Below are 26,198 nucleotides of genomic sequence, written 5' to 3'. Positions count from 1 at the left end.
CGTCACGCCGCCGGCAGGTCGAGGCTCACCCGTCCATCGTCGAGGGTCACGGCGAAGGTCGCCAAGTCGGGTCCACGACCCGGCAGCGGCGCCTTGCCCATCGTGTCGAGGCAGCGGCCGTCCTCGAGCGAGAAGACCTGCTTGTGCACGGGCGAGGCGATGGTCGGCAGCTCGCCCCGCGAGCCGGTGATGCCGCGCGACATCACGGCGGCGCCGGAGTACGGGCAGACGTTGTCGACGGCGAACACCCGCCCGTCGGCGAGGAGGAAGAGGGCGACCTGGCGCCCGTCGGCGAGGACGGCGACACCCAGCTCGGGCGTGAGGTCGGAGACGGCGCACACCTCGACACGGGTCGGGCGGTCGGCGATCGCGGTCATGAGCGGACCTCCAGGGTCGTGGGGGCGATGAGGACGGGGCCGGGTCGGGCGGGCTCAGCGAGGCCGGCGGCGCGCTCGGCCTCGGTCGCCGGGCGGCGCTGGCCGCGCTCGGTGACGTAGGCGAGGGAGGGGTCGGGCTCGTCCGGGGCGTTGACGAACGAGGAGAACTGGCGCAGCCGAACCGGGTCGCGCAGGACGGCGGCCCACTCGTCCTCGTAGGCCTCGACGTGCCGCGCCATCTGGGCGTCGAGGTCGGCGCCGATGCCGAGGACGTCGTCGACGACGATCTCGCGGATGCGGTCCAGGCCACCCTCGTGGTCCTCCTGCCAGGGCGCGGTGCGCTGGAGCCGGTCGGCGGTGCGGACGTAGTAGAGGAGGTAGCGGTCCACGACGCGGATGGCCGTCTCGTCGTCGACGTCCTCGACGAGGAGCTGCGCGTGCCGCGGGGTGAACCCGCCGTTGCCGCCGACGTAGACGTTCCAGCCCTGGTCGGTGGCGATGAGGCCGACGTCCTTGCCGCGGGCCTCGGCGCACTCGCGGGCGCAGCCGCTGACGCCGAGCTTGAGCTTGTGCGGGCTGCGCAGGCCGCGGTACCGGAGCTCCAGCAGGACGGCCATGCCGACCGAGTCCTGGACCCCGAACCGGCACCACGAGGACCCGACGCACGACTTCACGGTCCGCAGCGACTTGCCGTAGGCGTGGCCCGACTCCATCCCGCCGTCGACGAGCCGCTGCCAGATCGAGGGAAGCTGCTCGAGGCGGGCGCCGAACAGGTCGATCCGCTGGCCGCCGGTGATCTTCGTGTAGAGCCCGTAGTCCTTGGCGATCTCGCCGATGAGGATGAGCTGCTCGGGCAGGATCTCCCCGCCCGGCACCCGCGGGACGACCGAGTAGGTGCCGTCCTTCTGCAGGTTCGCCATGACCCGGTCGTTGGTGTCCTGGAGGGCGGCGCGGTCGTCGGCGAGGACGTGCTCGTCGTAGAGGGAGGCGAGGACCGAGGCGATGACCGGCTTGCAGATGTCGCACCCGCGGCCGGTGCCGAAGCGGCCGATGATGTCGCTGAAGGTGCGCAGCCCCGTGGCGGCGACGGCGTTGTAGAGCTCGGCCCGCGACATCGCGACGTGCTCGCACATGGCGCTCGACACGGTGAGGCCCGCCCTGGCCATCTCGGCGCCCATGAGCTTCTTGACGAGCGGGACGCACGAGCCGCAGGACGACCCCGCCTTGGTGCATGCCTTGACGGACCCGACGTCGTGGCAGCCCTGTTCGCCGACCGCGCAGCGGATGGCACCCGCGGTGACGTTGTTGCACGAGCAGACCGTGGCGGCGTCGGGCAGCTCGACCTGCGGGCGCTCGGCGCCGGCGTCCTCGGGCAGCAGCCACAGGCCGGGGTCGCTCCCGAGCTCGGCGCCGACCATCGGGCGCAGGCTGGCGTACGCCGACGCGTCGCCGACGAGGATTCCGCCGAGGAGGGTGCGGGCGTCGTCGGTGACGACGAGCTTCTTGTAGACGCCGGACACGGGGTCGGAGTGGACGAGCTCGAGCGCTCCGGGCGTCGTCGCGAAGGCGTCTCCGAAGGACGCGACGTCGACCCCGAGGAGCTTGAGCTTCGTCGACAGGTCCGCGCCCGGGAAGGTCGCGTCGCCGCCGAGGATCCGGTCGACCGCGACCTCGGCCATCGTGTAGCCGGGGGCGACGAGGCCGAGGCAGCGGCCCTCGATGCAGGCCACCTCGCCGACCGCGAACACGCGGGGGTCCTCCGTGCGGCAGCCCTCGTCCACGACGACGCCCCCGCGGGCCCCGGTGGCGAGCCCCGCCGGGGCGGCGAGCTCGTCGCGCGGCCGGACGCCGGTCGCGAACACGACGACGTCGGCGGGCAGGTCGTCCTCGTCGCCCGTGACCCGCAGGCCCGTGACGACCCCGGCGGCGTCGGCGCTGACCGACTCCGAACCGGCGCCGACGCGCACGTCGACGCCCATCCGCTCGATGATGCGGCGCAGCGCGTGCCCGCCGCCCTCGTCGACCTGGAGGGCCATGAGCCGCGGCGCGAACTCGACGACCGTCGTGTGGGCGCCCAGGCCCACGAGCGCGCCCGCGGCCTCGAGGCCGAGAAGGCCTCCCCCGACGACGACGCCCCGCACGGGGCGGCTCGTGGCCGCCTGCCGGTCGCGCACCCAGGCCTGCAGGGCGACGACGTCGTCGACCGTCCGGTAGACGAAGACCCCCGTGGCGTCGGCGCCGGGGACCGGGGGGACCCAGGCGTACGACCCCGTGGCGAGGACGAGGTGGTCGTAGGCGACGCTCGCCCCGTCCGCGGTCGCCACCGTGCGCGCGTCGCGGTCGACGGCCGTGACGGGGCTGGCGAGGCGGAGGTCGACGAGCGGGTCCTCCCACATCGCGGCCTCGCCGAGGAGGAGGTCCTCGGGCGTCGACCCGGCGAAGAAGGCCGACAGCCCGACCCGGTCGTACGGCGCGCGGTCCTCCTCGGCGAGGACGGTGACGCGGAAGGCGCCGGTGGTGTCGCGGGACCGCAGGGCCTCCACGAACCGGTGGGCGACCATGCCCCCACCGACGACGACGACGTGCTCGCTCATGGCTCGCTCCTCACGAGGGACTTCCCAGGGACGGGTTCGGCGGCCACGAGGGCCTCGACGACACCGCGGCAGTCGCCGCAGCCGGTGCTCGCCCGCGTCGCCGAGGAGACCTCGGCGGCGGTGCGGCAGCCACCGGCGACGGCCTCGCGGATGCGGCCGGCGGTGACGCTGTTGCAGGTGCAGACGCGGTCGGCGTCGTCGAGCTCCTCCGGGCGCCTGGCGGCGGCGGTCGCCCCGCCCCCGGCGAGGGCCCGCACCATGAGGAGCGCGGGGTCGTCCGGGACCGGCAGCGAGCGCGTGTAGAGGGCCGAGAGGGTCGCCGCGACCTCGGCGTCGCCGATGCAGGTGGCACCGACGAGGGAGCCGCCCGCGACGACGACCTCGACGTAGCGGCCGCGCTCGGGGTCCTTGAGGGAGAGGACGCGGTAGCGCGGGTCGTCGCGGTCGACGTCGCCGCACACACCCATGCTCACCATCGACATCCCCGTGGCCTTGACCCGCACGACGTCGTGGGTGACGGCCCCGGCGGGGGCGACCGACGAGCCGGGCGCGAGGCGGGCGACGAGTGCGGCGGCCTGCTGCCAGCCCTGCGCCACGAGGCCCGTGGCGCCCGACGGCGGTTGCGCACAGTCGCCGATGGCGTGCACGTGCGGGTCGTCGGTGCTCGCGAGGGTGTCGGTGACGACCACGCCGCGGTCGACGGCGAGTCCCGCCCGGCGGGCGAGGAACGTCTCGGGGACGGTGCCACAGCACATGACGAACAGGTCGGCGGCTGCCTCGACCCCGTCGGCGAACCGGATGCTCTCGAGGCGCCCCCGCCGGGTGTTGACCCCGACGACGGAGGCCCCGACGTGGGTCGTGATGCCGAGCCGCTCCAGGCTGGTGATGGCGACCTGCGAGGCCTCCCAGCCGAGCTGGCGTTCCATGAGGCGGTCGGCGAGGTGGACGATGCGGACGCTCAGCCCGCGCCGGGCGAGCCCGGTCGCGACCTCGACGCCGAGCACGCCGGCACCGAGGACGACGGCCCGGCGCGCACCCCTGGCCGCCTCGACGATCGCGGTGGCGTCGGCCATGTCCTTGAGGACGAACACGCCCTCGACGAGCCCCTCGGCGTAGGCGACGCCCTGGATCGGGGGCACCCGGGCGGCCGACCCGGTGGCGAGGACGAGCTCGTCGTAGCGGTGCTCTCCCCCGCGGTCGTCGACGACGACCCGGCGGCCGCGCTCGACGGCCGTGGCGCCGACTCCGGTGAGGACGTCGACCCTCGGGTGCGATGGCGCCGCCAGGCCGAGGACCTGCGGGCTCTTCGACCCCGCGACGACGCTCGACAGGAGCACCCGGTTGTAGGCGGGCACCGGCTCCTTGCCGAGCACCGTCACGTGGACGTCCGGGTCGGCCTCGACGAGCAGCTCGGTGAACCGCGAGCCGACCATCCCGTGGCCGACGACGACGACGCGCCTCATGCGGGGACCTCCTCGAGGGTGGGGGCAGGGGCGGGCTCCGGGTCGGCGACCCGCTGGACGCTGACCGCGCAGACCTTGAACTCGGGCATCCCCGACACGGGGTCGGTCGCGTCGTTCGTCAGGAGGTTCGCGCTGAGGTCGCCGGCCCAGTGGAAGGGGAGGAAGACCGTGTCGGGGCGGATGGCATCGGTGACGGCGGCGGCCGCGACCATCGAGCCACGCTTCGACGTCACGCGGACCGGGTCGCCCTGCGCCACACCGAGGTCCGCGGCAAGCAGTGGGTGAAGCTCGACGACCGGGGACGGCACGGCCTCGACGAGCTCGCGGACCCGCCGGGTCTGGGCGCCGGACTGGTAGTGGTGCAGCACCCGCCCGGTGACGAGGTGCACGGGGCGCTCGGAGGTCACGTCGTCGGCCGGCCCACGGTGGTCGACCGGCACCGGGTGGGCGCGACCGTCGGCGGTCGGGAAGCGGTCGAGGAAGAGGCGCGGCGTGCCCTCGGGCCGGTCCGACGGGCAGGGCCAGAACAGTGCCTCCCCCGCGTCGAGCCGGTCGTAGGTGATGCCCGAGTAGTCGGCGCGGCCGCCGGCCGAGGCACGGGCGAGCTCCTCGAAGACCTCGCGGGCGTCCTCGAAGAAGCCCTCGAGGACCCCGGAGCGGCGGGCCAGCTCGCGCCAGACCCAGAGCTCGGAGCGCGCCTCGCCGGGGGGGTCGAGCGCCTTGCGGCGGCGGACGACGCGGCCCTCGAGCGTCGTCATCGTCCCCTCCTCCTCGGCCCACTGGGTCACGGGGAGGACGACGTCGGCCAGCGCCGCGGTCTCGGACGGGACGACGTCGGCGACGACGAGGAGGTCCAGCCGAGCCAGGGCGGCCCGCACCTCGGTGACGTTCGGCGCGGACACCGCCGGGTTGGCGCCGTGGACGAGGAGGGCGCGCGGCCCGTCCTCGCGCCCGAGCCGGCGCAGGAGCTCGACCGCCGGGACACCGGGGCCCGGCAGGGAGGCGGGGTCGACGCCCCAGACGCCGGCGACGTGCTCGCGCGCGGCGGGGTCGGCGATCATCCGGTAGCCCGGGAGCTGGTCGGACTTCAGCCCGTGCTCGCGCCCGCCCTGGCCGTTGCCCTGGCCGGTCAGCGGCCCGTAGCCCGAGCCCACCCGCCCGACGAGGCCGAGGGCGAGGGACAGCGTGATGGCCGCGGACACCCCGTCGGTGCCCTGGGTCGACTGCTCCATGCCGCGGCCGGTGAGGACGTAGGCGCCGCGCCCGCCGTGGACCGGCGCAGCCGCCGCGAGGAGGCGGGCGACGCGGCGCAGGGTGTCGGCGGGGACGCCGCAGACGGCCTCGGCGCGCTCGGGCCACCAGCGCGAGACCGACGCGCGCACGGCCTCCCACCCGGAGACCCGCTCGGCGAGGTACGCCTCGTCGCACAGGCCCTCGTCGACGAGGACGTGGGTCAGCGCGAGGAGGACGACGAGGTCGGTGCCGGGCACGGAGGCGAGGTGCAGGCCCGCGCCCTCCGCGGTGAGTGCCGCCGTCGCCGACCGCCGCGGGTCGACGACGACGAGCCCACCGCGCGACCGGGCGCCGGCGAGGTGCTGGACGAGCGGGGGCATCGTCGCCGCGGGGTTGGACCCGACGACGAGGACCACGTCGGCGCCGCCGAGGTCGGCGAGCGGGAACGGGAGCCCGCGGTCGACCCCCAGCGTGCGGTTCGCCCCGGCGGCGGCGGACGACATGCAGAAGCGGCCGTTGTAGTCGATGAACGGCGTCCGGAGGACGACCCGCGCGAACTTGCCCAGGGCGTAGGCCTTCTCGTTCGTCAGCCCTCCCCCGCCGAACACCGCGAGCGACCCCGGCCCGTGCTCGTCGCGCAGCGAGGAGAGCCGGCCGTGCACGAGGTCGAGTGCCTCGTCCCACGTCGCGGGCTCCAGCGGCGTCCCCCGACCGCCGCGACGCACGAGCGGCGTCGTCAGGCGGTCGGGGGCGCGCAGCACCTCCGCCGAGCTCCACCCCTTCTGGCACATGCCTCCCCGGTTGGTCGGGAAGTCCCGTGCCTCGACCCGCACCGGCGCGGCGGCAGCCACGGCATCCGCGAGCGGCGTGAGGGTCTGGGCACACTGGAGCGCGCAGTAGGGGCAGTGCGTCGGCGTCGGCATCCGCTCAGACCTTCGCCATCGTCGCGCCGCGGCGCAGGTAGACGAGCCACGTCACGGCGGCCATGACGAGGAAGACGCCGACGTAGACCTGGAGCGCCGGGACGATCGAGCCGAACTCCTCCTTGGCGTACTTGTAGACGAACGGGATGACGAACCCGCCGACCGCGCCGACCGCGGAGATGATGCCGACGGCACCGGCCGCGCGGCGCTTGAACTCCAGCGCCCCGCCGTCGCTGCCGTCGCGGGCGCCGAGCCGGGTGAAGATCGCCGGGATCATCCGGTAGGTCGAGCCGTTCCCGACCCCCGTCGCCACGAAGAGCACCATGAAGCTCGCGAAGAACAGCGGCAGGTTCTTGCCCTGCACGCCCACGACCGCGACGACACCGGCGACCGCCATGACGAGGAAGGCGCCGACCGTGACCCGCGCCCCGCCCATCCGGTCCGAGAGCCTGCCGCCGAGCGGACGCGAGAGCGAGCCGACGAGGGCACCGAGGAAGCCGTACCCGAGCGCGATGTCGGGCCGTTCGAAGACGACCTTGAGCAGGGTGGGGAACGCGGCGGAGTAGCCGATGAACGAGCCGAACGTGCCGATGTAGAGGAACGCCATGAGCCAGGTGTGCAGGTGTCGCGTCGCGCGGGCGGTTGGTCCTGGGTCGGCCTTGGCCTCGCGCAGGTTGTCCATGCAGCGCCAGGCGAGGAACGCCGAGACGACCGCGAGAGGCACGTAGACCAGGCCGGCGTTGGCCAGGCCCGCGGCGACGCCGCCGAGCCCGATGACGAGCGGGACGAGCTTCTGCGCGACCGCGACGCCGATGTTGCCGCCGGCGGCGTTGAGGCCGAGCGCCCACCCCTTCTCCTTCTCCGGGTAGAAGAAGGAGATGTTCGCCATCGACGAGGCGAAGTTGCCGCCGCCGAAGCCGGCGGTGCCCGCGACGAGGAGCAGCACCCAGAACGGCAGCTCGGGGTGCTGGACGACCCAGGCGAGGCCGAGCGTGGGGACGAGGAGGAGCAGGGCCGACGCGACCGTCCAGTTGCGGCCACCGAACACCGGCACCGCGAAGGTGTAGGGGATGCGCAGGGCCGCCCCGACGCCCGAGGCGACGGCGAGGACGGTGAGCGCCTGGCCGGCGGTGAGCGCCCAGCCGTTGGCGCCGGCCGCGACGAGGGCACCCGAGGCGTCGAAGGTGCCGGACATCGACACGACGACGATCGACCAGAGCATCCAGACGGAGAAGCCGATGTGCTCGGCGAGGATGGAGAAGACGAGGTTGCGGCGGGCGATGGCGCGGCCGCGGGAGGCCCAGAAGCCCTCGTCCTGCGGGTCCCAGCGCTCGATCCAGCGCCCGGGGCCGACGACCCCGGGCTCGACGGTGGGTGCCGCGGACGGTGCCGCTGACGGGGGTGCCGCCGAGGGCTCGGCGGGTGTGACGGTGGTGGACAAGACGGCCCCTTCCCGGGAGGAACGGGGCTCGGGACGACACCGGGGTCAGGCACGCGGTGGTGGCGTCCCGACCCCGGTGTCGGACGTCTCCGACGCTAGGGAAGGGCTGTTTCCACGGGCTGCGGGACGTGTGAACCGTCTGGAACGTCCTGCGCAACCGCCGTGCTCAGCGGTGGTGAGGTCCCGGAAACACGCGCGTTACACGCGGCGGAACCCGCAGGTCAGCGGGTCGGGACCGAGGGCGTCAGGCCAGGCCGAGGTAGTGCTCGAGGCCCACGGTGAGGCCCGGGTGAGAGCCGACCTCGCGCACTGCGGTGATGACACCGGGCATGAACGAGACCCGGTCGAAGGAGTCGTGGCGGATGGTGAGGAGCTCGCCGGCCCCGCCGAGGAGCACCTCCTGGTGCGCGACGAGGCCACGCAGCCGCACCGAGTGCACCGGGACCCCGCTGACCCGGGCACCCCGGGCGCCGTCGGGGTCGTGGGTCGTGGCGTCGGGCACGTCGCCGAGCCCGGCGTCCGTGCGGGCGGCGCCGATGAGGTCGGCGGTGCGGGCGGCCGTGCCCGAGGGAGCGTCGACCTTGTCGGGGTGGTGCAGCTCGACGACCTCGACCGACTCGTAGAACCGGGCCGCCTTCTCGGCGAAGGCCATCATCAGCACGGCACCGATCGCGAAGTTCGGGGCGATGAGGACGCCGACGGAGGGCGCGTCCTCCAGCTGCGCGCGCAGCGTGTCCAACCGGTCCTGCGACCACCCCGTGGTGCCGACGACGACGTGGACGCCGCGCCCGACGCAGTGGGCGACGTTGGCCGGCGAGGCGTCGGGGACCGAGAACTCGACGACGACGTCGGCGCCACCGAGGTCGCCGAGGTCGTCGCCCGCGTCGTAGCGACCGACGAGCTCGAGCCCGTCGGCCTCGTCGACCGCGCGGCACACGGTCGACCCCATCCGGCCGGCCGCGCCGATGACGGACACCCTGATCGCGCTCATGCCCCGACTCTAGTGAGGCCGGGCCCCAGCCCCGGACCCGCTACGCCTCGGACCGGCGGCGCCCCATGAGCCCGAGGACGGCCGCGCCCGACGCCGGGATCGCGACGATGAAGGACACGCCCACGGCGTCTCCGGCGGGTACACCCACCACGACGCCGTGGACGGCGCCGAGCACGAGCACGCCGACCGTCAGCCAGCCCGTCGCGACGGCGGCGCGTGCCGGCCCGGTGCCGTCGCGGCCACCGAGGGCGGCGAGCGCCGAGGCGGCGACGAGGAGGGCGGCGATGACGCCCCCGACGGCGCCGATGCGCCACACGAGCGCCGCGGAGTCCGGGGAGCCGGGCGTCACGGCCTCGGGGGCGAGGGCGGCGACGACCCCACCGACGAGGGCGAGCAGCAGGGCGCCGACGAGGCGCAGTGCCTCGCGACGGGTCGTCCCGGGAGCGGGCGCCACGTCAGAGGACCGCGCCGCTGGGCCAGGCCTGGTCGGGGAACCCGTTGTTGTCGGACATCTTCTCCTCGAGGTCGCTCCTGGCCGCCGTGCAGTCGCTCTTGAGCAGCTCGCCGCCGGTGTAGAAGGCCCCGATCGCCACGAGCGCGGCGCCCGCGGCGATGAAGATCCCTGCGGGGATGCCGAAGATCGTCGCCGAGGACGCCAGGGCACCGATGATGCCGACGACGAGCGCCGCGAGCGCCGTGATGAGGCCCATGGAGAACTTCACCAGTCCGGCGCGGACCGTGTCGAGGGCAGCGGTGATGCCGGTGACGTAGGTCGTGACGACCTTCTCCAGCGCCGTCTGGTGCAGCTTGGCCCGGGGCCCGTACCGCTCGGCGGCGTCGCCCTCCCACGTGTCGTCGGCGCGCAGGATGACGGAGGCGTCGACGGTGTCCTTCTTCGCCGACACCGGGCTCGCCACGGACGTCGACCACGTGGAGCCCGTCGTGCTGAGCGCGCCCCGGTCACCCATGTTCGTCGTGATGAGGGTGAGCGAGTCCCAGAACTCGTCGAACTTCTCGCAGAGCCAGTCCCACGCGTCCCGGATCTTGTCGGCGAGCCACCCCAGGCCCCAGGGGACCCAACCGAGGAAGTCGTTGACGACTCCGAGGAGCTCGTCCAGCTTGGTCCTGATCTTCGCGATCAGCTCGTTGATCTGCAGCACCAGGTCGTCCACGGCGTCGTCCTCACTCGTCGATCGGGGCCCACGCCGACTCGAGGCGCTGCTTCGCGGCCTCGTCGCTGCCCTCGTAGGTGGTCTTCACGGTCCGCAGTCCCTCGGCGATCGTCGAGGTCTGCGTCGCCCCCTCGCCGAGGAGGCGTTCGGTCTTGGCGCGCATCGACTCGTAGGTCGCCGTCAGGCCGACGACCTCGGCCGCCCACGACAGCTGGGAGGTCGTGAGCCCCAGTCCCGCGGCGGTCGTGCTCGCGCCGTCGAGCGTGGTCGAGACCTCGTCCCAGACCCCCGCGTCGGCGCTGAGGGCCTCGAGGGCCACCCGGAAGCTCATGTCGTGCTCCTTGTCGTCGTCATGTCGTCGCCGTCGTCATGTCGTCGCGTCGCGGTCTCAGAGGGCCCGGAACCGGTCGGCCACGGCCGAGGGGTCGTCGGCCAGGCGGCGCAGCTCGCCGAACACCGAGCGCTCCAGCACCTGCTCGACGCCCCCGGTCGCGACCTGGCGGACCGCGTCCTCGTAGGCCGTCATCACGTGGCGCGAGAGGTTGGCCGCGTGGTGGCGGGCGGCGCCGGGGCCGAAGGTCACGGCGGTGACAGCGGCGGCCCCGGTGAGCGTGACGGTGACGTCGGCACCCGGCGCCCGGCCGGTCACCGTGCGGGCGGCCGTCGCGCGGACCTCGTCGGAGACGTCGTCGATCTCGACGAGCATCCGCTGGAGCACCTCGACCATGGCCTCGAGGGAGGCGCGGTCGCCCTCGACGAGGGCGCGGGTGGAGGTGACCTCGTCGAGACCGGCGGCGAGGCTGCCGTGCGTGGACGGGAGCGGGCGGGTCATCGGCCGCGGCCCGTCGAGCTCGTCGGACAGGGCTGTCCCCCACGCGACCGCCGACCGGGCGCCGGCGTCGGTGACGGCCGCGACCACGCTGGGGCCGAGCTCGTCGACCGAGAGCCGGCTCTCCCAGTCGGCCCGGATCCGGACCGACGCCAGGGCACCGTCGGCGTCCACGGTCACGCTGACGACCCCGGCGGTGTCGGTGCCCTCGACCCGGGTGCGGGCCGCGGCGGCACGCTCGAAGCGCTGCGCCGTCCGGTCGATCTCGTCGCGCACGTCGAGCATGCGCTCCATCGGGTCGCTCATCTGGTCCCCTCCGTCGTCGGTCCCCGTGCGCCCAGCCAACCACGGGGACGCCGCAGGAGGCGATGGGGAGGACTCCCCGGCCGCCGCGTCCGGCGCCACGCCGGGTTGTTCACCTTTTGTTCACCTCCGCGTGGCCGATCGTCTACCATGGGGTGAACAGCAGGTGAACGGACCTGCACCTCGACCACGAAGGGAGGGCGCGATGAAGAAGGCCACGACCTCGACGACCCGAACGGGTCTGTCGATGCGATGGGTCCCGGTCACCACCGACGGGCGCGTTCGCATGGAGATGCGCTGGACCGCGCCTCCGGCGATCCGTCCCCGCTCGGTCGCCTGACCGACCCCCGCCGACGCGAGGAGGCCCGCACCCCCTGGGGTGCGGGCCTCCTTCGGCGCCGAGGGCGCGACATCCCGGTCGGGATGCCGCGCCCTCGGTCGTGGTGCGGGTGCTGCGGAGCGTTCGCTCAGGCGTCGGCCGGCGCGTCGGAGGCGTCGGTGCGCTCGCCGCCCTCGGACCGCTCGCCACGACCGCGGCCGCCGCGACGGCGGTTGCGCGGACGGCGCTCGCCACGCTCGCCGCGCTCGCCGTCCTCGGAGCGCTCGTCGCGCTCGTCGGAGACGTCGTCGGCGACGTCGTCGGCGTCGACCGGCTCGGCGGCGTCGTCGGCAGCGGCGGCCTCGGCCGGGAGGTCGGCGGACGCGCCGCCCTCGCCCTCGGGCAGGACCGCGGCGAGGCTGAGCTTGCCGCGCGGGTCGATCTCCTTGAGCTCGACCTGGACCTTCTGGCCGACGGCCAGGACGTCCTCGACCGCGTCGATCCGCTTGCCACCGACGAGCTTGCGCACCTCGGAGATGTGCAGCAGGCCGTCCTTGCCCGGCAGGAGCGAGATGAACGCGCCGAAGGTCGTCGTCTTCACGACGGTCCCGAGGAAGCGCTCGCCGATCTCCGGCATCTGCGGGTTCGCGATGGCGTTGATCATCGCGCGGGCTGCCTCGGCCGACGGGCCGTCGGTCGCGCCGATGTAGACGGTGCCGTCGTCCTCGATCGAGATGTCGGCGCCGGTCTCGTCCTGGATCTGGTTGATCATCTTGCCCTTCGGGCCGATGACCTCACCGATCTTGTCGACCGGGACCTGGACGGCGATGACGCGAGGAGCGAAGGGGCTCATCTCGTCGGGCGCGTCGATGGCCTCGTTCATGACGTCGAGGATGTGCAGGCGCGCGTCGCGAGCCTGGGTCAGCGCGCCGGCCAGCACGTCGGCGGGGATGCCGTCGAGCTTGGTGTCGAGCTGGATGGCCGTGACGAACTCACGCGTACCCGCGACCTTGAAGTCCATGTCGCCGAACGCGTCCTCGGCACCGAGGATGTCGGTGAGGGCCGCGTACTGCGTCTGGCCGTCGACCTCCGCGGAGACCAGGCCCATGGCGATGCCGGCGACCGGGGCGCGCAGCGGCACACCGGCGTTGAGCAGCGACAGGGTGGACGCGCAGACCGAGCCCATCGAGGTCGAGCCGTTGGAGCCGAGGGCCTCGGACACCTGGCGGATCGCGTAGGGGAACTCCTCGCGGGTCGGCAGGACCGGCATGAGAGCCCGCTCGGCGAGGGCACCGTGGCCGACCTCGCGACGCTTCGGCGAACCGACGCGCCCGGTCTCACCGGTGGAGAACGGCGGGAAGTTGTAGTTGTGCATGTAGCGCTTGCGCGTCACCGGCGACAGCGTGTCGAGCTGCTGCTCCATGCGGAGCATGTTCAGCGTCGTGACACCCATGATCTGGGTCTCGCCACGCTCGAAGATCGCCGAGCCGTGCACGCGCGGCAGGACCTCGACCTCGGCGCTCAGGGCGCGGATGTCGGCGAGGCCACGGCCGTCGATGCGGACCTTGTCGGTGAGGATGCGCTCACGGATGAGCTTCTTCTGCACCGAGCGGAAGGCGGCCGAGACCTCCTTCTCGCGACCGGCGAACTCACCGGCCGTGCCGGCACCGGACTCGGGGTTGTAGTCGCCCACGAGCTTCAGGTGCAGGGCCGCCTTGATCTCGTCGAGGCGGTCCTCGCGCTCGGCCTTGCCGGCGATCTGCAGCGCCGCGGCGGTGTCCGCGGCGACCGCGGCCTCGACGGCGGCGTAGACGTCGTCCTGGTAGTCGAGGAAGAGCGGGAACTCCTGGACCGGCTTCGCCGCGGTCGCGGCGAGCTGGGCCTGCGCCTCGCACAGCTGCTTGATGAAGCCCTTGGCGGCCTCGAGGCCCTGCGCGACGACCTCCTCGGTCGGGGCGGTCTTGCCCTCGTTCTTGACGAGGTTCCACGTCGACTCGGTGGACTCGGCCTCGACCATCATGATCGCGACGTCGTCACCGGCGATGCGGCCCGCGACGACCATGTCGAAGGTCGAGCGCTCGATGTCGCTGAAGTTCGGGAAGGCGACCCACTGGCCATCGATGAGGCTGACGCGGACGCCACCGATCGGACCGCTGAAGGGCAGGCCGGAGATCTGCGTCGAGGCGCTGGCCGCGTTGATGGCGAGCACATCGTACTGGTGGTCGGGGTTGAGCGCCAGGACCGTGATGACGACCTGGACCTCGTTGCGCAGACCCTTGGTGAAGGTCGGGCGCAGCGGGCGGTCGATGAGTCGGCAGGTGAGGATCGCGTCGGTCGACGGGCGGCCCTCACGGCGGAAGAACGAGCCGGGGATCTTGCCCGCGGCGTACATCCGCTCCTCGACGTCGACGGTCAGGGGGAAGAAGTCGAATCCCTCGCGCGGGTGCTTCCCGGCGGTGGTGGTGGACAGGAGCATCGTGTCCTCGTCCAGGTAGGCCGCGACGGCGCCGCCGGCCTGCTTCGCGAGTCGGCCGGTCTCGAACCGGACGGTGCGCGTGCCGAAGCTGCCGTTGTCGAGGACGGCTTCGGCGACAGTGATCTCAGGACCCTCCATGGGTCCTCCTTTTCTCTTGTGGTGCGCGCGTGCATCGTCGTTGTGCACGGGCGTGTCCTTCAGGGGCGCGGTGTCGCGACCCCTCTCACGCGGAAAGGGCGGCCCTCACGGTCAACGTGAGGACCGCCCCGTTCGCGGAAGTCCTTATCGGCGCAGGCCGAGTCGCTTGATGAGCGAGCGGTAGCGCTCGACGTCGACGCTCTCCAGGTAGCGCAGGAGGCGGCGGCGCTGGCCGACCAGCAGGAGCAGGCCACGACGGCTGTGGTGGTCGTGCTTGTGCTGGCGCGAGTGCTCGGTGAGGTCCTTGATGCGCTGGGTGAGCAGCGCGATCTGCACCTCGGGGGAGCCGGTGTCGCCCTCGGACGTGCCGTACTCGTCGATGATCTGCTTCTTGACGTCGGTGCTCAGGGGCATGGGCGACGACTCTCCATTCTGTGGTTTCGCTGCGCGGCGCTCCCGGGCTGGTTCACCGGGGCTCTTGGATCCGCGGCCGAAGTTCACGGCAGTGGACAAGGCTACCAGCGGGGGTAGACCCGTCCTAATCGGGCGCGACGTCCCCGACCGGCAGGCCCGACGGGGGCGGCGCGTCATCCGCAACGGCCTCCCCGCCGGTTCCACGCCGCCCGTCCCGCCCCCCGGCCGCGCCTGCCCGACGGACCACGAAACTGCAGGTCAGGGCGTGTTCCTCGACATGGCACCGCGCGTCCTCGCCCGAGCCCTGCCGTTGCGCGCGGGCGCCGCGTATCGTGACGAGAAAGTCAGCTCTCGACGACGAGGAGACGACGGCCCGTGCCCAAGCGAAGTCCCAGTCCGGTCCCGACGTTCACCCCCGCCGACCCGGCGCGGGCGGCGAGCGTGCGTGCCATCGCCGAGCAGCTCGCCACCCTGCGCGGGCCCCTGCTGCCGATCCTCCACGAGGTGGTCGAGACCCACGGGTACGTCCACGACGACGACATCCCCGTCATCGCCGACGTCCTCAACCTCAGCCGAGCCGACGTCCACGGGACCGTGACCTTCTACCACGACTTCCGCCGCACGCCCCCGGCCGCGCACCGTGTCTCCCTCTGCCGCGGTGAGGCCTGCCAGTCGCGCGGCGCCGAGTCCCTGTACGCCGCCGCCACCGACCGCTGGGCCAGGGACGAGGACGTCGAGGTCGGCGAGGTCTTCTGCCTCGGCCTGTGCGCACAGGGACCGAGCGGCACCCTCGACGGCACCCTGCTCGCCGCCCTCACCGCCGACAAGCTCGCCACCCTCACGGAGGGGTGGGAGCGATGACGACCGCCTGGGTCCCGTGCGACGCCTCCGCCGTCGCGATGGGCGCCGACGCCGTCGCGGCCGAGCTGGAGGTCCGCGGCGTCACGGTGCGGCGCAACGGGTCGCGCGGGATGCTGTGGCTCGAACCCCTCGTCGAGCTCGAGACGGAAGCCGGCCGGGTCGGCTACGGCAACGTCACGCTCGTGGACATCGACCGGCTCCTCGACGGCAGCCTGCGCCACGACGACACCCGGTGCATCGGCGTCGTCGACGAGCACGAGTGGATGGCGCGCCAGCACCGCCTCTCCTTCGCACGCGTCGGCCGCATCGAGCCCACCGACATCGCCGCCTACCGCGAGCACGGCGGGCTCGTCGGCCTCCAGCGGGCCCTCTCCCTCGAGCCGGAAGCCGTTGTCGCAGAGGTCACCACGAGCGGCCTGCGCGGTCGCGGGGGCGCCGGCTTCCCCGCCGGCATCAAGTGGGACACCGTCCGCAAGGCCCCCGCCGACGTCAAGTTCGTCTGCTGCAACGCCGACGAGGGCGACTCCGGGACCTTCGCCGACCGCATGCTCATCGAGGGCGACCCGTTCACGCTCATCGAGGGGATGACGATCGCGGCCATCGCGGTCGGCGCCACCGAGGGCTACGTCTACCTGCGCAGCGAGTACCCGCACGCCATCCGCACCCTGCGGCGCGCCATCGACATCGCGTACGCGCACGGCGTGCTCGGCGAGTCGGTCCTCGGCAGCGGGCTGCGCTTCGACCTCGACGTCCGCGTGGGTGCCGGGGCCTACATCTGCGGCGAGGAGACCTCGATGCTCGAGTCCCTCGAGGGCAGGCGGGGCGAGGTGCGCGCCAAGCCGCCGATCCCCGCGCTCGAGGGACTCTTCGGCAGACCGACCGTCGTCAACAACGTCCTCACCCTGTCCGCGGTCCCCATGGTCCTCGCCGACGGAGGCGAGGCGTACGCCGCTCTCGGAGTGGGCCGTTCCAAGGGCACCCAGGTCTTCCAGCTCGCCGGCAACGTGGCCCGCGGGGGCATCGTCGAGGCGGACTTCGGCATCACCCTCGGCGCGCTCGTCGACGACTTCGGCGGCGGCTCGGCCTCGGGCCGCCCCGTCAAGGCGGTCCAGGTGGGCGGCCCGCTCGGCGCCTACCTGCCGGCCTCGCGGTTCGACCTGCCCATGGACTACGAGGCCTTCGCCGACGCGAACGCGATGGTCGGCCACGGCGGCATCGTCGTCTGGGACGACACGATGGACGCCTCGCTCCTCGCGCGGTTCGCGATGGAGTTCTGCGCCAAGGAGTCCTGCGGCAAGTGCACGCCCTGCCGCATCGGCTCGACCCGTGGCGTCGAGGTCGTCGACCGCATCCGACACGCCCCCGACGACGACGCCCGCCGCACCCAGCTCGTCCTCCTCGAGGACCTCTGCACGACGATGACGAAGGGCTCGCTCTGCGCGATGGGCGGCCTCACGCCGATGCCGGTGCGCAGCGCCCTCGAGCACTTCCCCGAGGACTTCGGCATCCCCGCCGACGACGCGCACGAGGCGGCGTCGGAGATCCCGGAGTCGGCCACGGTGACCACGGAAGGGGCCAGACCATGACGCTCGTCCACGAGCCCGAACCCGCCCTGGAGACACCGGATCACGGCACACCGCCCGTCGTCGGGGAGGCCACCGCACACGTGACGGTCGACGGCGTCTCCGTGATGGTGCCGCCCGGCACGTCCGTGATGCGCGCGGCCAGGCTCGCCGGCGTCGACATCCCGAAGCTGTGCGCCACCGACAGCCTCAAGGCCTTCGGCTCGTGCCGCCTCTGCCTCGTCGAGGTCGACGGGATGAAGGGCACGCCCGCCTCGTGCACCACGCCCTGCGCCGACGGGATGGTCGTGTCGACCCGCACCGAGCAGGTCCGGCAGCTGCGGCGCGGGGTCATGGAGCTCTACCTGTCCGACCACCCCACCGACTGCGACGGCTGCGCCCGCGGCAGCTGCGAGATGCAGGGGCTGGCGCTCGAGACCGGTGTGGCAGAGGTCCGCTACGGGATGGGCGGTGCGTCGCACCTCCACGAGGCGACCGACGCCTCGAACCCCTACTTCGACTACGACCCGGCCGCCTGCATCGTGTGCTCCCGCTGCGTCCGGGCGTGCTCGGAGGTGCAGGGGACGTTCGCCCTGACCGTCTCGGGCCGTGGGTTCGACTCGCGGATCACCCCCGGTGGCACCGACTTCCTGTCGTCCGAGTGCGTGTCGTGCGGCGCGTGCGTGCAGGCCTGCCCCACGGATGCGCTCACCGAGAAGTCGGTCGTGTCCCTGGGGATGCCCACGCGCTCGGTCATCACGACCTGCGCCTACTGCGGTGTGGGGTGCTCGTTCAAGGCCGAGGTCCAGGGATCGGGTGACGCCACGCGTGTCGTGCGGATGGTGCCGTGGAAGGACGGCGGCGCCAACGAGGGCCACTCGTGCGTCAAGGGCCGCTTCGCCTACGGGTACGCCTCGCACGACGACCGGCAGATGAACCCGATGGTGCGCGAGACCATCGACGACGAGTGGCGGGTCGTCTCGTGGGAGGAGGCGATCCAGCGGGTCGCCCAGGGCTTCCTCGACATCCGGGAGAAGCACGGGGTCGGCTCCATCGGCGGCATCTCGTCCTCGCGCTGCACCAACGAGGAGGTGTACGTCGTCCAGAAGATGGTGCGGGCGGCGTTCGGCAACAACAACATCGACACCTGTGCGCGGGTCTGCCACTCCCCCACCGGTTACGGGCTGAACCACGCGTTCGGCACGTCAGCGGGGACCCAGGACTTCAAGTCGGTCGACGAGGCCGACGTGCTGCTCGTCATCGGGGCCAACCCCACCGACGCGCACCCCGTCTTCGCGTCGCGGATGAAGAAGCGGCTCCGGGAAGGGGCGCAGCTCATCGTCGCCGACCCGCGGCAGATCGACCTCGTCCGCTCGCCCCACGTGCAGGCACGGTTCCACCTGCCGGTGCGTCCGGGCACGAACGTCGCGTTCGTCAACGCGATGTGCCACGTCATCGTCACCGAGGGGATCTGGGACGAGGAGTTCGTCCGGTCGCGCTGCGAGGACGTCGACTCCTACCTCGAGTTCATCGCCCACCCCGAACACTCCCCCGAGGCGACCGAGGCCGAGACCGGGATTCCTGCCGCCGAGCTGCGGTCTGCCGCACGGCTGTACGCCGCCGGCCCGAACTCGGCGATCTACTACGGGCTCGGGGTCACCGAGCACAGCCAGGGCTCCACGATGGTCATGGGCATGGCGAACCTCGCGATGCTCACCGGCAACCTCGGGCGCGAGGGCGTCGGGGTGAACCCGCTGCGCGGTCAGAACAACGTGCAGGGCTCGTGCGACATGGGCTCGTTCCCGCACGAGCTGCCCGGGTACCGGCACGTGTCGCGGCCCGAGGTGCGTGAGATCTACGAGTCGCTGTGGGGAGTGACGATCCAGCCCGAACCGGGGCTGCGCATCCCCAACATGTTCGACTCCGCGATCGGCGGCTCGTTCAAGGGCCTGTACGTGCAGGGCGAGGACATCGCCCAGTCGGACCCGAACACCCATCACGTCGAGGCGGCCCTACGGGCGATGGACCTCGTCGTCGTGCAGGACCTCTTCCTCAACGAGACCGCGCGGTTCGCCCACGTCTTCCTCCCCGGGTCCTCGTTCCTCGAGAAGGACGGGACGTTCACCAACGCCGAGCGCCGCATCAACCGCGTCCGCCCGGTCATGCCGTCGCGGGTCGGCAAGGACGAGTGGGCGGTCGTGTGCGAGATCGCGACCGCGATAGGCTACCCGATGTCGTACGGCTCGGCCGCCGAGATCATGGACGAGATCGCCGCCACCACACCGACGTTCGCCGGTGTCTCGTTCGAGCGGCTCGACGACGAGGGCTCGATGCAGTGGCCGGTGAACGACGCCGCGCCGCACGGGACGCCGACGATGCACGTCGGGTCGTTCGTGCGCGGGCTCGGGCAGCTGACGGCGACGGTGTACGTGCCGACGACCGAGCGGGCCAACCGCCGCTTCCCGCTCGTGCTGACGACGGGACGCATCCTGTCGCAGTACAACGTCGGCGCCCAGACGCGCCGCACGCCGAACTCGACGTGGCACCCCGAGGACGTCCTCGAGATCCACCCGTCCGACGCCGAGCTCCGCGGCATCGTCTCCGGCGACGTCGTCGAGCTCTCCTCGCGGGTCGGAGCCACTCGCCTGACGGCGGTCGTCTCCGAGCGGATGCCGGCCGGGGTCGTCTACACGACCTTCCACCACCCGGTGACCGGCGCCAACGTCGTGACCACCGAGAACTCCGACTGGGCGACGAACTGCCCCGAGTACAAGGTCACGGCGGTGCAGGTCGAGGTGGTCACCCAGACGGCACGGGCCGAAGCCCTTGTCGCCGAGCCGGTCCCGACCTCGGCTGGCCGCTCGTGAGCGAGGGCCTCCCTCCCGTCGTCCGGCTCGGGTACGACCTGGTCCGGAACTTCGAGCACCTCCCGCCCGAGAAGGCCGCCGTCGAGCTCGCCACCCACATCAGGAAGTTCTGGGAACCGAGGATGCGCGCCGACCTCCTCGCCCGCGTCCGCCGCGGCGAGCCCGACGTGCCACCGCTGCTCGTGCTCGCGACGGAGCACCTCGTGGACGACCACGTCGACCGGGCAGAGGTCAAGGAGCCCTCGGGCGGCTGAGGACGCACGACGGCGGACCTCAGCGGTCGACGAGGACCACCTCGTAGGTGGGCGAGCTCGGCGGGATGCCCGTGTCGAAGTGTGCGTTGACCGCCGCCAGTCGGTCACCGAACCGGGCGACGGTCGCCGGGACGCCGAAGGACCCGCTCGTGATGACCTTGGTGACGCTCCCGGACGAGAGGTCGCCACTGAGCCGGACCACGGTGATCTGCTCCAGGAAGTTCTGCACGGCGTACACGGTCCGCCCCTCGAGCAGGAACCCGTCGATGTTCGGGAGGCTCACCCCGCTCACGGTCGTACTCGCACCGGTGCGCGGGTCCACCAGGTTCAGGGCACCCTGACCGCTGTGCGCCACGACCAGCACCGACCCGTCGGCGGTGGCCTGGATGCCGTTGTTGTTGAAGTCCGCGCTCGTGTCGGCCGCGGGCCCGCTCAGGGTGAGGGTGGCGGAAGCGCCCGGGACACCGTCGACCACCAGTGCAAGGGCGGCCAGCGCCGCCGCTGCGGAGAGGGCGGTCACGGTGCGATGGCTCATGGCGTCCTCCCCGACGACCTCGCCCAGCATCCTCCTCCGGCTCGTCCGCGTCGTCCATGCCCCGGTCGAGCAGGGGCCGGACCGGTGTGTCGGGGCGATCAGACCTCGATGAGCTGGCGCACTGCCCTGCCGCCGGCCAGGTCGTCCATGGCCCGGTTGACCTGGTCGAGCTCGATCCTCGACGAGACGAGGGTCTCGACCGGGAGGCGGCCTTCGCGCCACCACCGGGCGAGGGTGGGGATGTCGCGGCTCGGCACGGCGCTGCCGAGGTAGCTGCCGATGACCGTCCTGGCCTCGGCCACCATCGTCAGGGGCGAGACGCTCGCTCGGGCGTCGGGGTGAGGGAGGCCGACCGTGACCGTGCGGCCTCCGGGTGCGGTGGCGACGAAGGCGGCCTCGAAGGCGCGCGCGTTGCCGGCGGCCTCGATGACGACGTCGGCCCGGGTGCCGCCGGACGCGAGCTCGGCGGGGTCGAGGACCGTGGTGGCGCCCAGCTCTCGGGCCTGGTCGCGCTTGGAGGCGACGCCGTCGACGGCGATGACCTCGCCGGCACCGATGGCGAGAGCGGTGAGGAGCGCCGCCATCCCCACGCCGCCGAGGCCGACGACCATGACCGACTGACCGGGCTCGGGCGGGGCGGCGTTGAGGAGTGCGCCTCCCCCGGTGAGGACAGCGCAACCGAGGACGGCGGCGACCTCGGGCGGGACGTCGTCCTCCACCGCGACGACCGACCGGACGTCGACGACGGCGTGGGTCGCGAAGGCCGAGACGCCGAGGTGGTGGTGGACGGGCTGGCCGTCCCGCGACAGGCGGCGTCCTCCACCGAGGAGCTCGCCGGCACTGTTGCTCGCCGAACCGGGGACGCACGGCATCCGGCCGTCGGTCCGGCACCCCGTGCAGTCACCGCACCGGGGCAGGAAGGTCATGACGACGCGCTGGCCGACGGCGAGGGAGCCGACTCCCGGGCCGAGGGACTGGACACGCCCGCTCGCCTCGTGACCGAGCAGCATCGGGACCGGGCGGGACCGGTCGCCGTTGACGACCGAGAGGTCGGAGTGACAGACACCGGCGGCCTCGATCCTCACGAGCACCTCGCCGGGACCGGGGTCGTCGAGGTCGAGCTCGCAGATCGTCATCGGTCCCGTCCGCGCCCAGGGGCCGGGACGCCCGACCTCCTCCAGGACGGCCCCGGTGATCCTCACGCGCGGGCCTCCTGGGCTCGGGCGAGGGCCTCGCGGACGGCAGCGGGGACGGGCACGGTGCCCCTCGTGGTGCGGTCGATGTACACGTGGACCCAGTGGCCGAGCGCGGCGACCATGGACGAGCGCGAGTCGAACAGCCCGAGGGAGTAGGTGACCGACGACCGCCCGACCCGCTCGACCCGCACCGCGACGTCGACCGGGTGGGGGAACTCCAGCTCCGCGAAGAACCTGCACCCCGACTCCGCCACGACCCCCAGCTCGGGCAGCGACGTGACGTCGACCCCGGACGCCGAGATGACCCAGGCGTTGATGGCCGTGTCGAACAGCTCGTAGTACACGGCGTTGTTGAGGTGGCCGTACATGTCGTTGTCGGTCCAGCGGGTCGTCACGCGGGCGACGTGGTCGAAGTGCTCGCGCGTCAACGAGCGCGGGTCGGGCAGCTCGGAGGGTGGGCGGGCGTCATCGCTCGTCATCCGCCCATCCTCGGTCATCACCGCGGCCGAGGACCGACCGGGACACGCCGCGGTTGCCGCTCACCCACTGTCCTGTTCGGAGGCCGTGGCTCCCGGGGCTCTCCCGCGTGTACCATCGTCGGTTCGCCAGTATGGCCATCCCACACCAGATGAGAGGCGGATCAGCCGTGCCCGCGCCGACCGCCGACACCCCCACCGACGACGTCCTGACCCGCGAGCAGGCCCATCTCGACCATGCGCGCGACCAGCTGAGGAGGATGCGCGAGGCCGCCGACCGGCTCGACGCCAGCACGGCGAGCGACAGGTACTCGAGCGAGCTCCTCGGGCTGGTGCTCGCCCGCCGCGTCGCCTCCCTCCAGGACGACCCGCACACGACGCTCTTCTTCGGCCGCATCGACACGAGGACCGAGCACGGCGACGAGACCTTCCACATCGGCCGCCGGCACGTCAGCGACGACAGGGGCGACCCCGTGGTCGTCGACTGGCGCGCACCGATCAGCACCGCCTTCTACCGCGCCTCCCCCACTGCGCCGATGGGCGTCGAGCTCCGCCGCCGCTTCGGCGTGGACAGGGGCCGGCTCACCGCGTACGAGGACGAGCGCCTCACCCGCCCGACGGCGGATGGCGGCGCCACCCACAGCGCGATCCTCTCCGCCGAGATCGAGCGTCCCCGCTCCGGGCCGATGCGCGACATCGTCTCGACGATCCAGCCCGAGCAGGACGAGATCGTCCGTGGCGACATCGGCACGAGCATCTGCGTCCAGGGCGCTCCCGGCACCGGCAAGACCGCCGTCGGCCTCCACCGCGCCGCCTGGCTGCTCTACTCCTTCCGGGCGCAGCTCGACCGCTCCGGTGTGCTCGTCGTCGGCCCCAACCGCGCGTTCCTCGACCACATCGGCGCCGTCCTCCCCTCCCTCGGCGAGGTCCGTGTGCAGCACGCGACGATCGACACCCTTCTCGACCACGGTCGCGTCCGTGCCGAGGACGCCACGGCCACAGCCGTGCTCAAGGGTGACGCCCGCCTCGCCGACGTCCTGCGACGCGCCGTGTGGTCGCAGGTCCGCGACGCGAGCGAGGCCCTGGTCGTGCCGCGAGGGGTGAGGAGGTGGCGCGTGCCCGCCCATGAGGTCCGAGACGACGTCGACGCCCTCAAGGCCCGCGGCGTCCGCTACTCCGCCGCCCGCGACCTCCTCCCGCAGCGGCTCGCGCACCACGTCCTCCTCCAGATGGAGCGTGCGGGCGACGCGCCCGACGACCGGGTCCAGGACGCCGTCGCCCGCAGCGCCCCCGTCACCGCCTACGTCAAGGCGCTCTGGCCGGCGCTCGACCCCACCGCCGTCCTCTTCCGCCTCTTCTCCGACGCCGACGCCCTCGCCGACGCCGCTGTCGGCCTCCTCACCGACGAGGAACAGCGGATGCTGCTGTGGGACAGCCCTCCTCGCACCAAGGGCGCCGCCAGGTGGACCCGCGCCGACATGGCTCTCCTCGACGAGGTCGCTGACCTGCTCGACCGCACGCCGAGCCTCGGCCACGTCGTGCTCGACGAGGCCCAGGACCTCTCCCCGATGCAGCTGCGCGCCGTCGGCCGTCGCGCGTCGACCGGTTCCCTCACCGTCCTCGGCGACATCGCCCAGGGAACCACGCCGTGGGCGACCGAGTCGTGGGAGGACGCCATGGGCCACCTCGGCCGCCCCGGCCACGAGCTCGTCGTCCTCGACCGCGGCTTCCGCGTTCCCGGGCTCGTCATCGACTTCGCCGCTCGCCTCCTCCCCGAGATGGCGCCCGGCCTCGGTGCGCCGAAGTCGGTGCGCGACAACCCCGGCCGGCTCGACATCGTCAGGACGGCGGAGGACGCCCGCGCGGCTGCCGTGGTCGACGCCGTCCGGTCCGCGACGGCCGAGCCCGGCTCGGTCGGCGTCATCGCCCCCGACCGCGACGTCGACGCGCTCAGCGGGGCCCTCGCCGCGGAGGGCATCGCGCACGGGCGCCTGGACGCCGACCACGGCGACGACGAGGACCGTCAGGTCGAGCTCGTGCCCGCCGGCATCGCCAAGGGTCTCGAGTTCGACCGCGTCGTCGTCGTCGAGCCCAGCGCGATCGTCGCCGCCGAACCGGACCTGCGCACCGGCCTCCGCCGGCTCTACGTCGTTCTCACCCGCGCCGTCAGCGGCCTCAGCGTCATCCACGCGGACCCGCTGCCTGCCGTCCTCCACGGTGCGACAGGTGCCGCGACGCACCGCGCCGGGCGGCCCGCTACCGGTTGACGTACCCCGCTGCGCAGGCGGCGCCGGCCGCCGGGGTGCCGTAGACGTACAGGTCGTTGTGCTCCCCCGCCTGCCCGAGGTGGACGAGGACGTGCAGCGGGTGCATCCGACCGGCCGTCGGGGCGATGTCGACGTTCGGGTTGTTCTCGAACACGGACGCGGGGAGGACGACCTGCTCCTCGCCGGCGCCCTCGGCGAGCACGACGCACTGGCCGTTGCCCACCACCTTGGCGTGCGTGTGGTCGGCTGCGGCGGGTGCGGCCCAGGCGAGCGCCATCCCTCCCGCGACCCCTGCGACGAGGGCCGCTCGGACGACGGTGCGTGAGGTCATGGGGTCTCCCCTCGTTCTCGGGCGCCGGTCGGTCCGGCGTCGTCGCGCCAGCCTCGCAGCCGACCCCCCGAGGGGCAATGGCCCGATCCGACCATCCGGGCCCACCGGTGGGCCTCCTTCCCGGGCGCCTTGGGCGCATCGCGCCACCTCCCCGCCCCTCCACCGCGAACGTGGGTGAAGATCGTCGGCCGAGCGACGATCTTCACCCACGTTCGCCCGACGCAGGGTGGTGCGGAGGGCGGGCACCCACGTCAGGTTGCCGCGCGAATTCCGCTGTCGTTCATCCACATTCATCCTATCGAACACTTGTGCTAACGCGGGTGGGCGGGTAGGCTCACGGGTACAGGGGGAGGGGACAGCATGAGCAGCACCGCATCGGCGACCAGCAGCCGCACCGGGGATCCGAGCGAGCTCCTCACGGTCCTGCACGACACGCAGACCGTGCTCGCTGCGCTTCCCGCGCCGTCACCGACCGGCGGCTCGCGCCAGGCGTGGGCCGAGGTGGTCCGGTCCTGCCAGCGGGTCGTCAACGCGGTGTCGGCGGTGCAGGACGAGGCGATCGTCGCCCTGGCCGCGATCGAACCGGTCACGCTCGAGGACGGCACCGACGCCGAGACCCACCAGGCGCCCGGGCACGTCGCCCTGGACGCGGCCGCGGTCGTGTCCGGGGCCCTGGAGGTCACCGCGAACCACGCCGGCGACCGGGTCCGCGACGCGGTCCGGTGGGCCGCCGACGGGGAGGCCGGCACGACCGCGTGCACCGGCCTGGGTGGGCTGCACGCGGCGATGCGCACCGGGGTCCTGGACCGGTACCGGGCGGGGGTCGTCGCGCACGAGCTGGAGGAGGCCCCGGCGCCGGTCGCCGAGACCGTCATCGCCACCCTCGGTCAGCACCTCGCGTCCGAGACCGGCACCCAGCTGCGGCGCCGGACCCGGCGGCTGCTCGCAAGGGTCAGCCCCGACCTGCTGCGCCAGCGCGCGGCCCGGGCGAGGCAGGAGTGCGGGCTGCGCCGCCGCGTCGGCGAACCGGGCGTGGACGTGTGGGACGGCTCGTTCCCCTCCGAGCAGGCAGCGAAGGCGTGGGCCGCGATCGACACCCTGAACCGCCCCGGGTTCAGTGGAGAGTCAGGTGTCCTTCCTCGGCGATCGCCGGGGAGGGGTGTTGGGCAGCGTAGT

At 73.1% G+C, this 26,198-nt stretch carries 21 protein-coding genes and 1 pseudogene; 6 read left to right on the top strand and 16 right to left on the bottom strand.

All coding sequences use genetic code 11. The annotated features are described in order from the left end of the window. Positions 1-2: 2 nt before the first annotated feature. The 12 genes from nirD to rpsO all read right to left on the bottom strand — a co-directional run bounded on the left by nirD (position 3) and on the right by rpsO (position 14,673). Complete coding sequence (nirD, locus tag ACK8HX_RS13740; RefSeq protein ID WP_411941281.1) at positions 3-377, bottom strand: nitrite reductase small subunit NirD; 375 nt, start codon at positions 375-377, stop codon at positions 3-5. Next, positions 374-2,971 (bottom strand): nitrite reductase large subunit NirB, encoded by a 2,598-nt coding sequence (gene nirB / locus ACK8HX_RS13735; protein ID WP_411941280.1) that lies wholly within the window; start codon positions 2,969-2,971, stop codon positions 374-376. The genes nirD and nirB overlap by 4 nt, the downstream gene beginning before the upstream one ends. Then, positions 2,968-4,434, bottom strand: coding sequence for an FAD-dependent oxidoreductase (locus tag ACK8HX_RS13730; RefSeq protein ID WP_411941279.1), 1,467 nt, complete (start codon positions 4,432-4,434; stop codon positions 2,968-2,970). Before ACK8HX_RS13730 ends, nirB begins: the two co-directional genes overlap by 4 nt. Beyond that, complete coding sequence (locus ACK8HX_RS13725; protein ID WP_411941278.1) at positions 4,431-6,590, bottom strand: molybdopterin oxidoreductase family protein; 2,160 nt, start codon at positions 6,588-6,590, stop codon at positions 4,431-4,433. Before ACK8HX_RS13725 ends, ACK8HX_RS13730 begins: the two co-directional genes overlap by 4 nt. A 4-nt stretch (positions 6,591-6,594) precedes the next feature. Next, positions 6,595-8,031, bottom strand: a complete 1,437-nt coding sequence (locus tag ACK8HX_RS13720) for an MFS transporter (protein ID WP_411941277.1) — start codon at positions 8,029-8,031, stop codon at positions 6,595-6,597. A gap of 244 nt (positions 8,032-8,275) precedes the next feature. After that, positions 8,276-9,022 carry a 4-hydroxy-tetrahydrodipicolinate reductase gene (gene dapB, locus ACK8HX_RS13715; protein WP_411941276.1) on the bottom strand — a complete coding sequence of 249 codons (747 nt, stop codon included), beginning with the start codon at positions 9,020-9,022 and terminating at the stop codon, positions 8,276-8,278. Between the two features lie 40 nt (positions 9,023-9,062). Further along, a complete protein-coding gene (locus ACK8HX_RS13710) occupies positions 9,063-9,476 on the bottom strand; it encodes a hypothetical protein (protein ID WP_411941275.1) in 414 nt (137 codons plus the stop codon). 1 nt (position 9,477) lies between these two features. Beyond that, positions 9,478-10,194, bottom strand: a complete 717-nt coding sequence (locus ACK8HX_RS13705; protein ID WP_411941274.1) for a hypothetical protein — start codon at positions 10,192-10,194, stop codon at positions 9,478-9,480. 10 nt (positions 10,195-10,204) lie between these two features. Further along, positions 10,205-10,525 carry a hypothetical protein gene (locus tag ACK8HX_RS13700; RefSeq protein ID WP_411941273.1) on the bottom strand — a complete coding sequence of 107 codons (321 nt, stop codon included), beginning with the start codon at positions 10,523-10,525 and terminating at the stop codon, positions 10,205-10,207. Positions 10,526-10,582: 57 nt separating this feature from the next. Continuing rightward, a complete protein-coding gene (locus ACK8HX_RS13695; RefSeq protein ID WP_411941272.1) occupies positions 10,583-11,329 on the bottom strand; it encodes a YbaB/EbfC family nucleoid-associated protein in 747 nt (248 codons plus the stop codon). A 464-nt stretch (positions 11,330-11,793) separates the two neighbouring features. Continuing rightward, positions 11,794-14,259, bottom strand: a complete 2,466-nt coding sequence (locus tag ACK8HX_RS13690) for a polyribonucleotide nucleotidyltransferase (RefSeq protein ID WP_411941271.1) — start codon at positions 14,257-14,259, stop codon at positions 11,794-11,796. 144 nt (positions 14,260-14,403) lie between these two features. Beyond that, entirely contained in the window at positions 14,404-14,673 is a 270-nt protein-coding gene (gene rpsO / locus ACK8HX_RS13685) for a 30S ribosomal protein S15 (RefSeq protein ID WP_411941270.1), read from the bottom strand. Positions 14,674-15,048: 375 nt separating this feature from the next. Here rpsO and ACK8HX_RS13680 point away from each other — a divergent pair, with 375 nt between their 5' ends. The 4 genes from ACK8HX_RS13680 to ACK8HX_RS13665 are packed head-to-tail and all read left to right on the top strand — an operon-like array spanning position 15,049 to position 20,217. After that, positions 15,049-15,534, top strand: a complete 486-nt coding sequence (locus ACK8HX_RS13680; protein ID WP_411941269.1) for an NAD(P)H-dependent oxidoreductase subunit E — start codon at positions 15,049-15,051, stop codon at positions 15,532-15,534. Further along, a complete protein-coding gene (locus ACK8HX_RS13675) occupies positions 15,531-17,120 on the top strand; it encodes an NADH-ubiquinone oxidoreductase-F iron-sulfur binding region domain-containing protein (protein WP_411941268.1) in 1,590 nt (529 codons plus the stop codon). The genes ACK8HX_RS13680 and ACK8HX_RS13675 overlap by 4 nt, the downstream gene beginning before the upstream one ends. Beyond that, a complete protein-coding gene (gene fdhF, locus ACK8HX_RS13670; protein WP_411941267.1) occupies positions 17,117-19,963 on the top strand; it encodes a formate dehydrogenase subunit alpha in 2,847 nt (948 codons plus the stop codon). Before ACK8HX_RS13675 ends, fdhF begins: the two co-directional genes overlap by 4 nt. Next, on the top strand, positions 19,960-20,217 hold the full coding sequence (locus tag ACK8HX_RS13665) for a formate dehydrogenase subunit delta (RefSeq protein ID WP_411941266.1): 258 nt from the start codon (positions 19,960-19,962) through the stop codon (positions 20,215-20,217). Before fdhF ends, ACK8HX_RS13665 begins: the two co-directional genes overlap by 4 nt. Before the next feature lie 19 nt (positions 20,218-20,236). On the opposite strand, the gene ACK8HX_RS13660 is transcribed toward ACK8HX_RS13665, so the two are convergent. The 3 genes from ACK8HX_RS13660 to ACK8HX_RS13650 all read right to left on the bottom strand — a co-directional run bounded on the left by ACK8HX_RS13660 (position 20,237) and on the right by ACK8HX_RS13650 (position 22,427). After that, complete coding sequence (locus tag ACK8HX_RS13660; RefSeq protein WP_411941265.1) at positions 20,237-20,752, bottom strand: hypothetical protein; 516 nt, start codon at positions 20,750-20,752, stop codon at positions 20,237-20,239. 98 nt (positions 20,753-20,850) lie between these two features. Next, entirely contained in the window at positions 20,851-21,954 is a 1,104-nt protein-coding gene (locus ACK8HX_RS13655) for a zinc-binding dehydrogenase (protein WP_411941264.1), read from the bottom strand. Beyond that, entirely contained in the window at positions 21,951-22,427 is a 477-nt protein-coding gene (locus tag ACK8HX_RS13650) for an acyl-CoA thioesterase (RefSeq protein ID WP_411941263.1), read from the bottom strand. Before ACK8HX_RS13650 ends, ACK8HX_RS13655 begins: the two co-directional genes overlap by 4 nt. A gap of 149 nt (positions 22,428-22,576) precedes the next feature. Between ACK8HX_RS13650 and ACK8HX_RS13645 the strand changes: the two genes are divergently transcribed. Continuing rightward, on the top strand, positions 22,577-24,691 hold the full coding sequence (locus ACK8HX_RS13645) for a HelD family protein (protein ID WP_411941262.1): 2,115 nt from the start codon (positions 22,577-22,579) through the stop codon (positions 24,689-24,691). Here the strand turns inward: ACK8HX_RS13645 and ACK8HX_RS13640 are convergent. Further along, the gene (locus ACK8HX_RS13640; protein ID WP_411941261.1) at positions 24,681-25,022 is read right to left on the bottom strand and encodes a hypothetical protein; all 342 of its coding nucleotides are present in this window, start codon (positions 25,020-25,022) and stop codon (positions 24,681-24,683) included. The genes ACK8HX_RS13645 and ACK8HX_RS13640 overlap by 11 nt on opposite strands. Positions 25,023-25,382: 360 nt before the next feature. On the opposite strand from ACK8HX_RS13640, the pseudogene ACK8HX_RS13635 reads away from it, so the two are divergent. After that, positions 25,383-26,198 (top strand): annotated as a pseudogene (locus ACK8HX_RS13635) (hypothetical protein); the annotation flags it as partial.

Source organism: Oryzobacter faecalis, from assembly GCF_046764005.1.
Classification (GTDB): Bacteria; Actinomycetota; Actinomycetes; order Actinomycetales; family Dermatophilaceae; genus Oryzobacter; species Oryzobacter faecalis.
The sequence above is the reverse complement of the archived record's forward strand: the minus strand, read 5'-3'. Positions and strand labels throughout refer to the sequence as shown.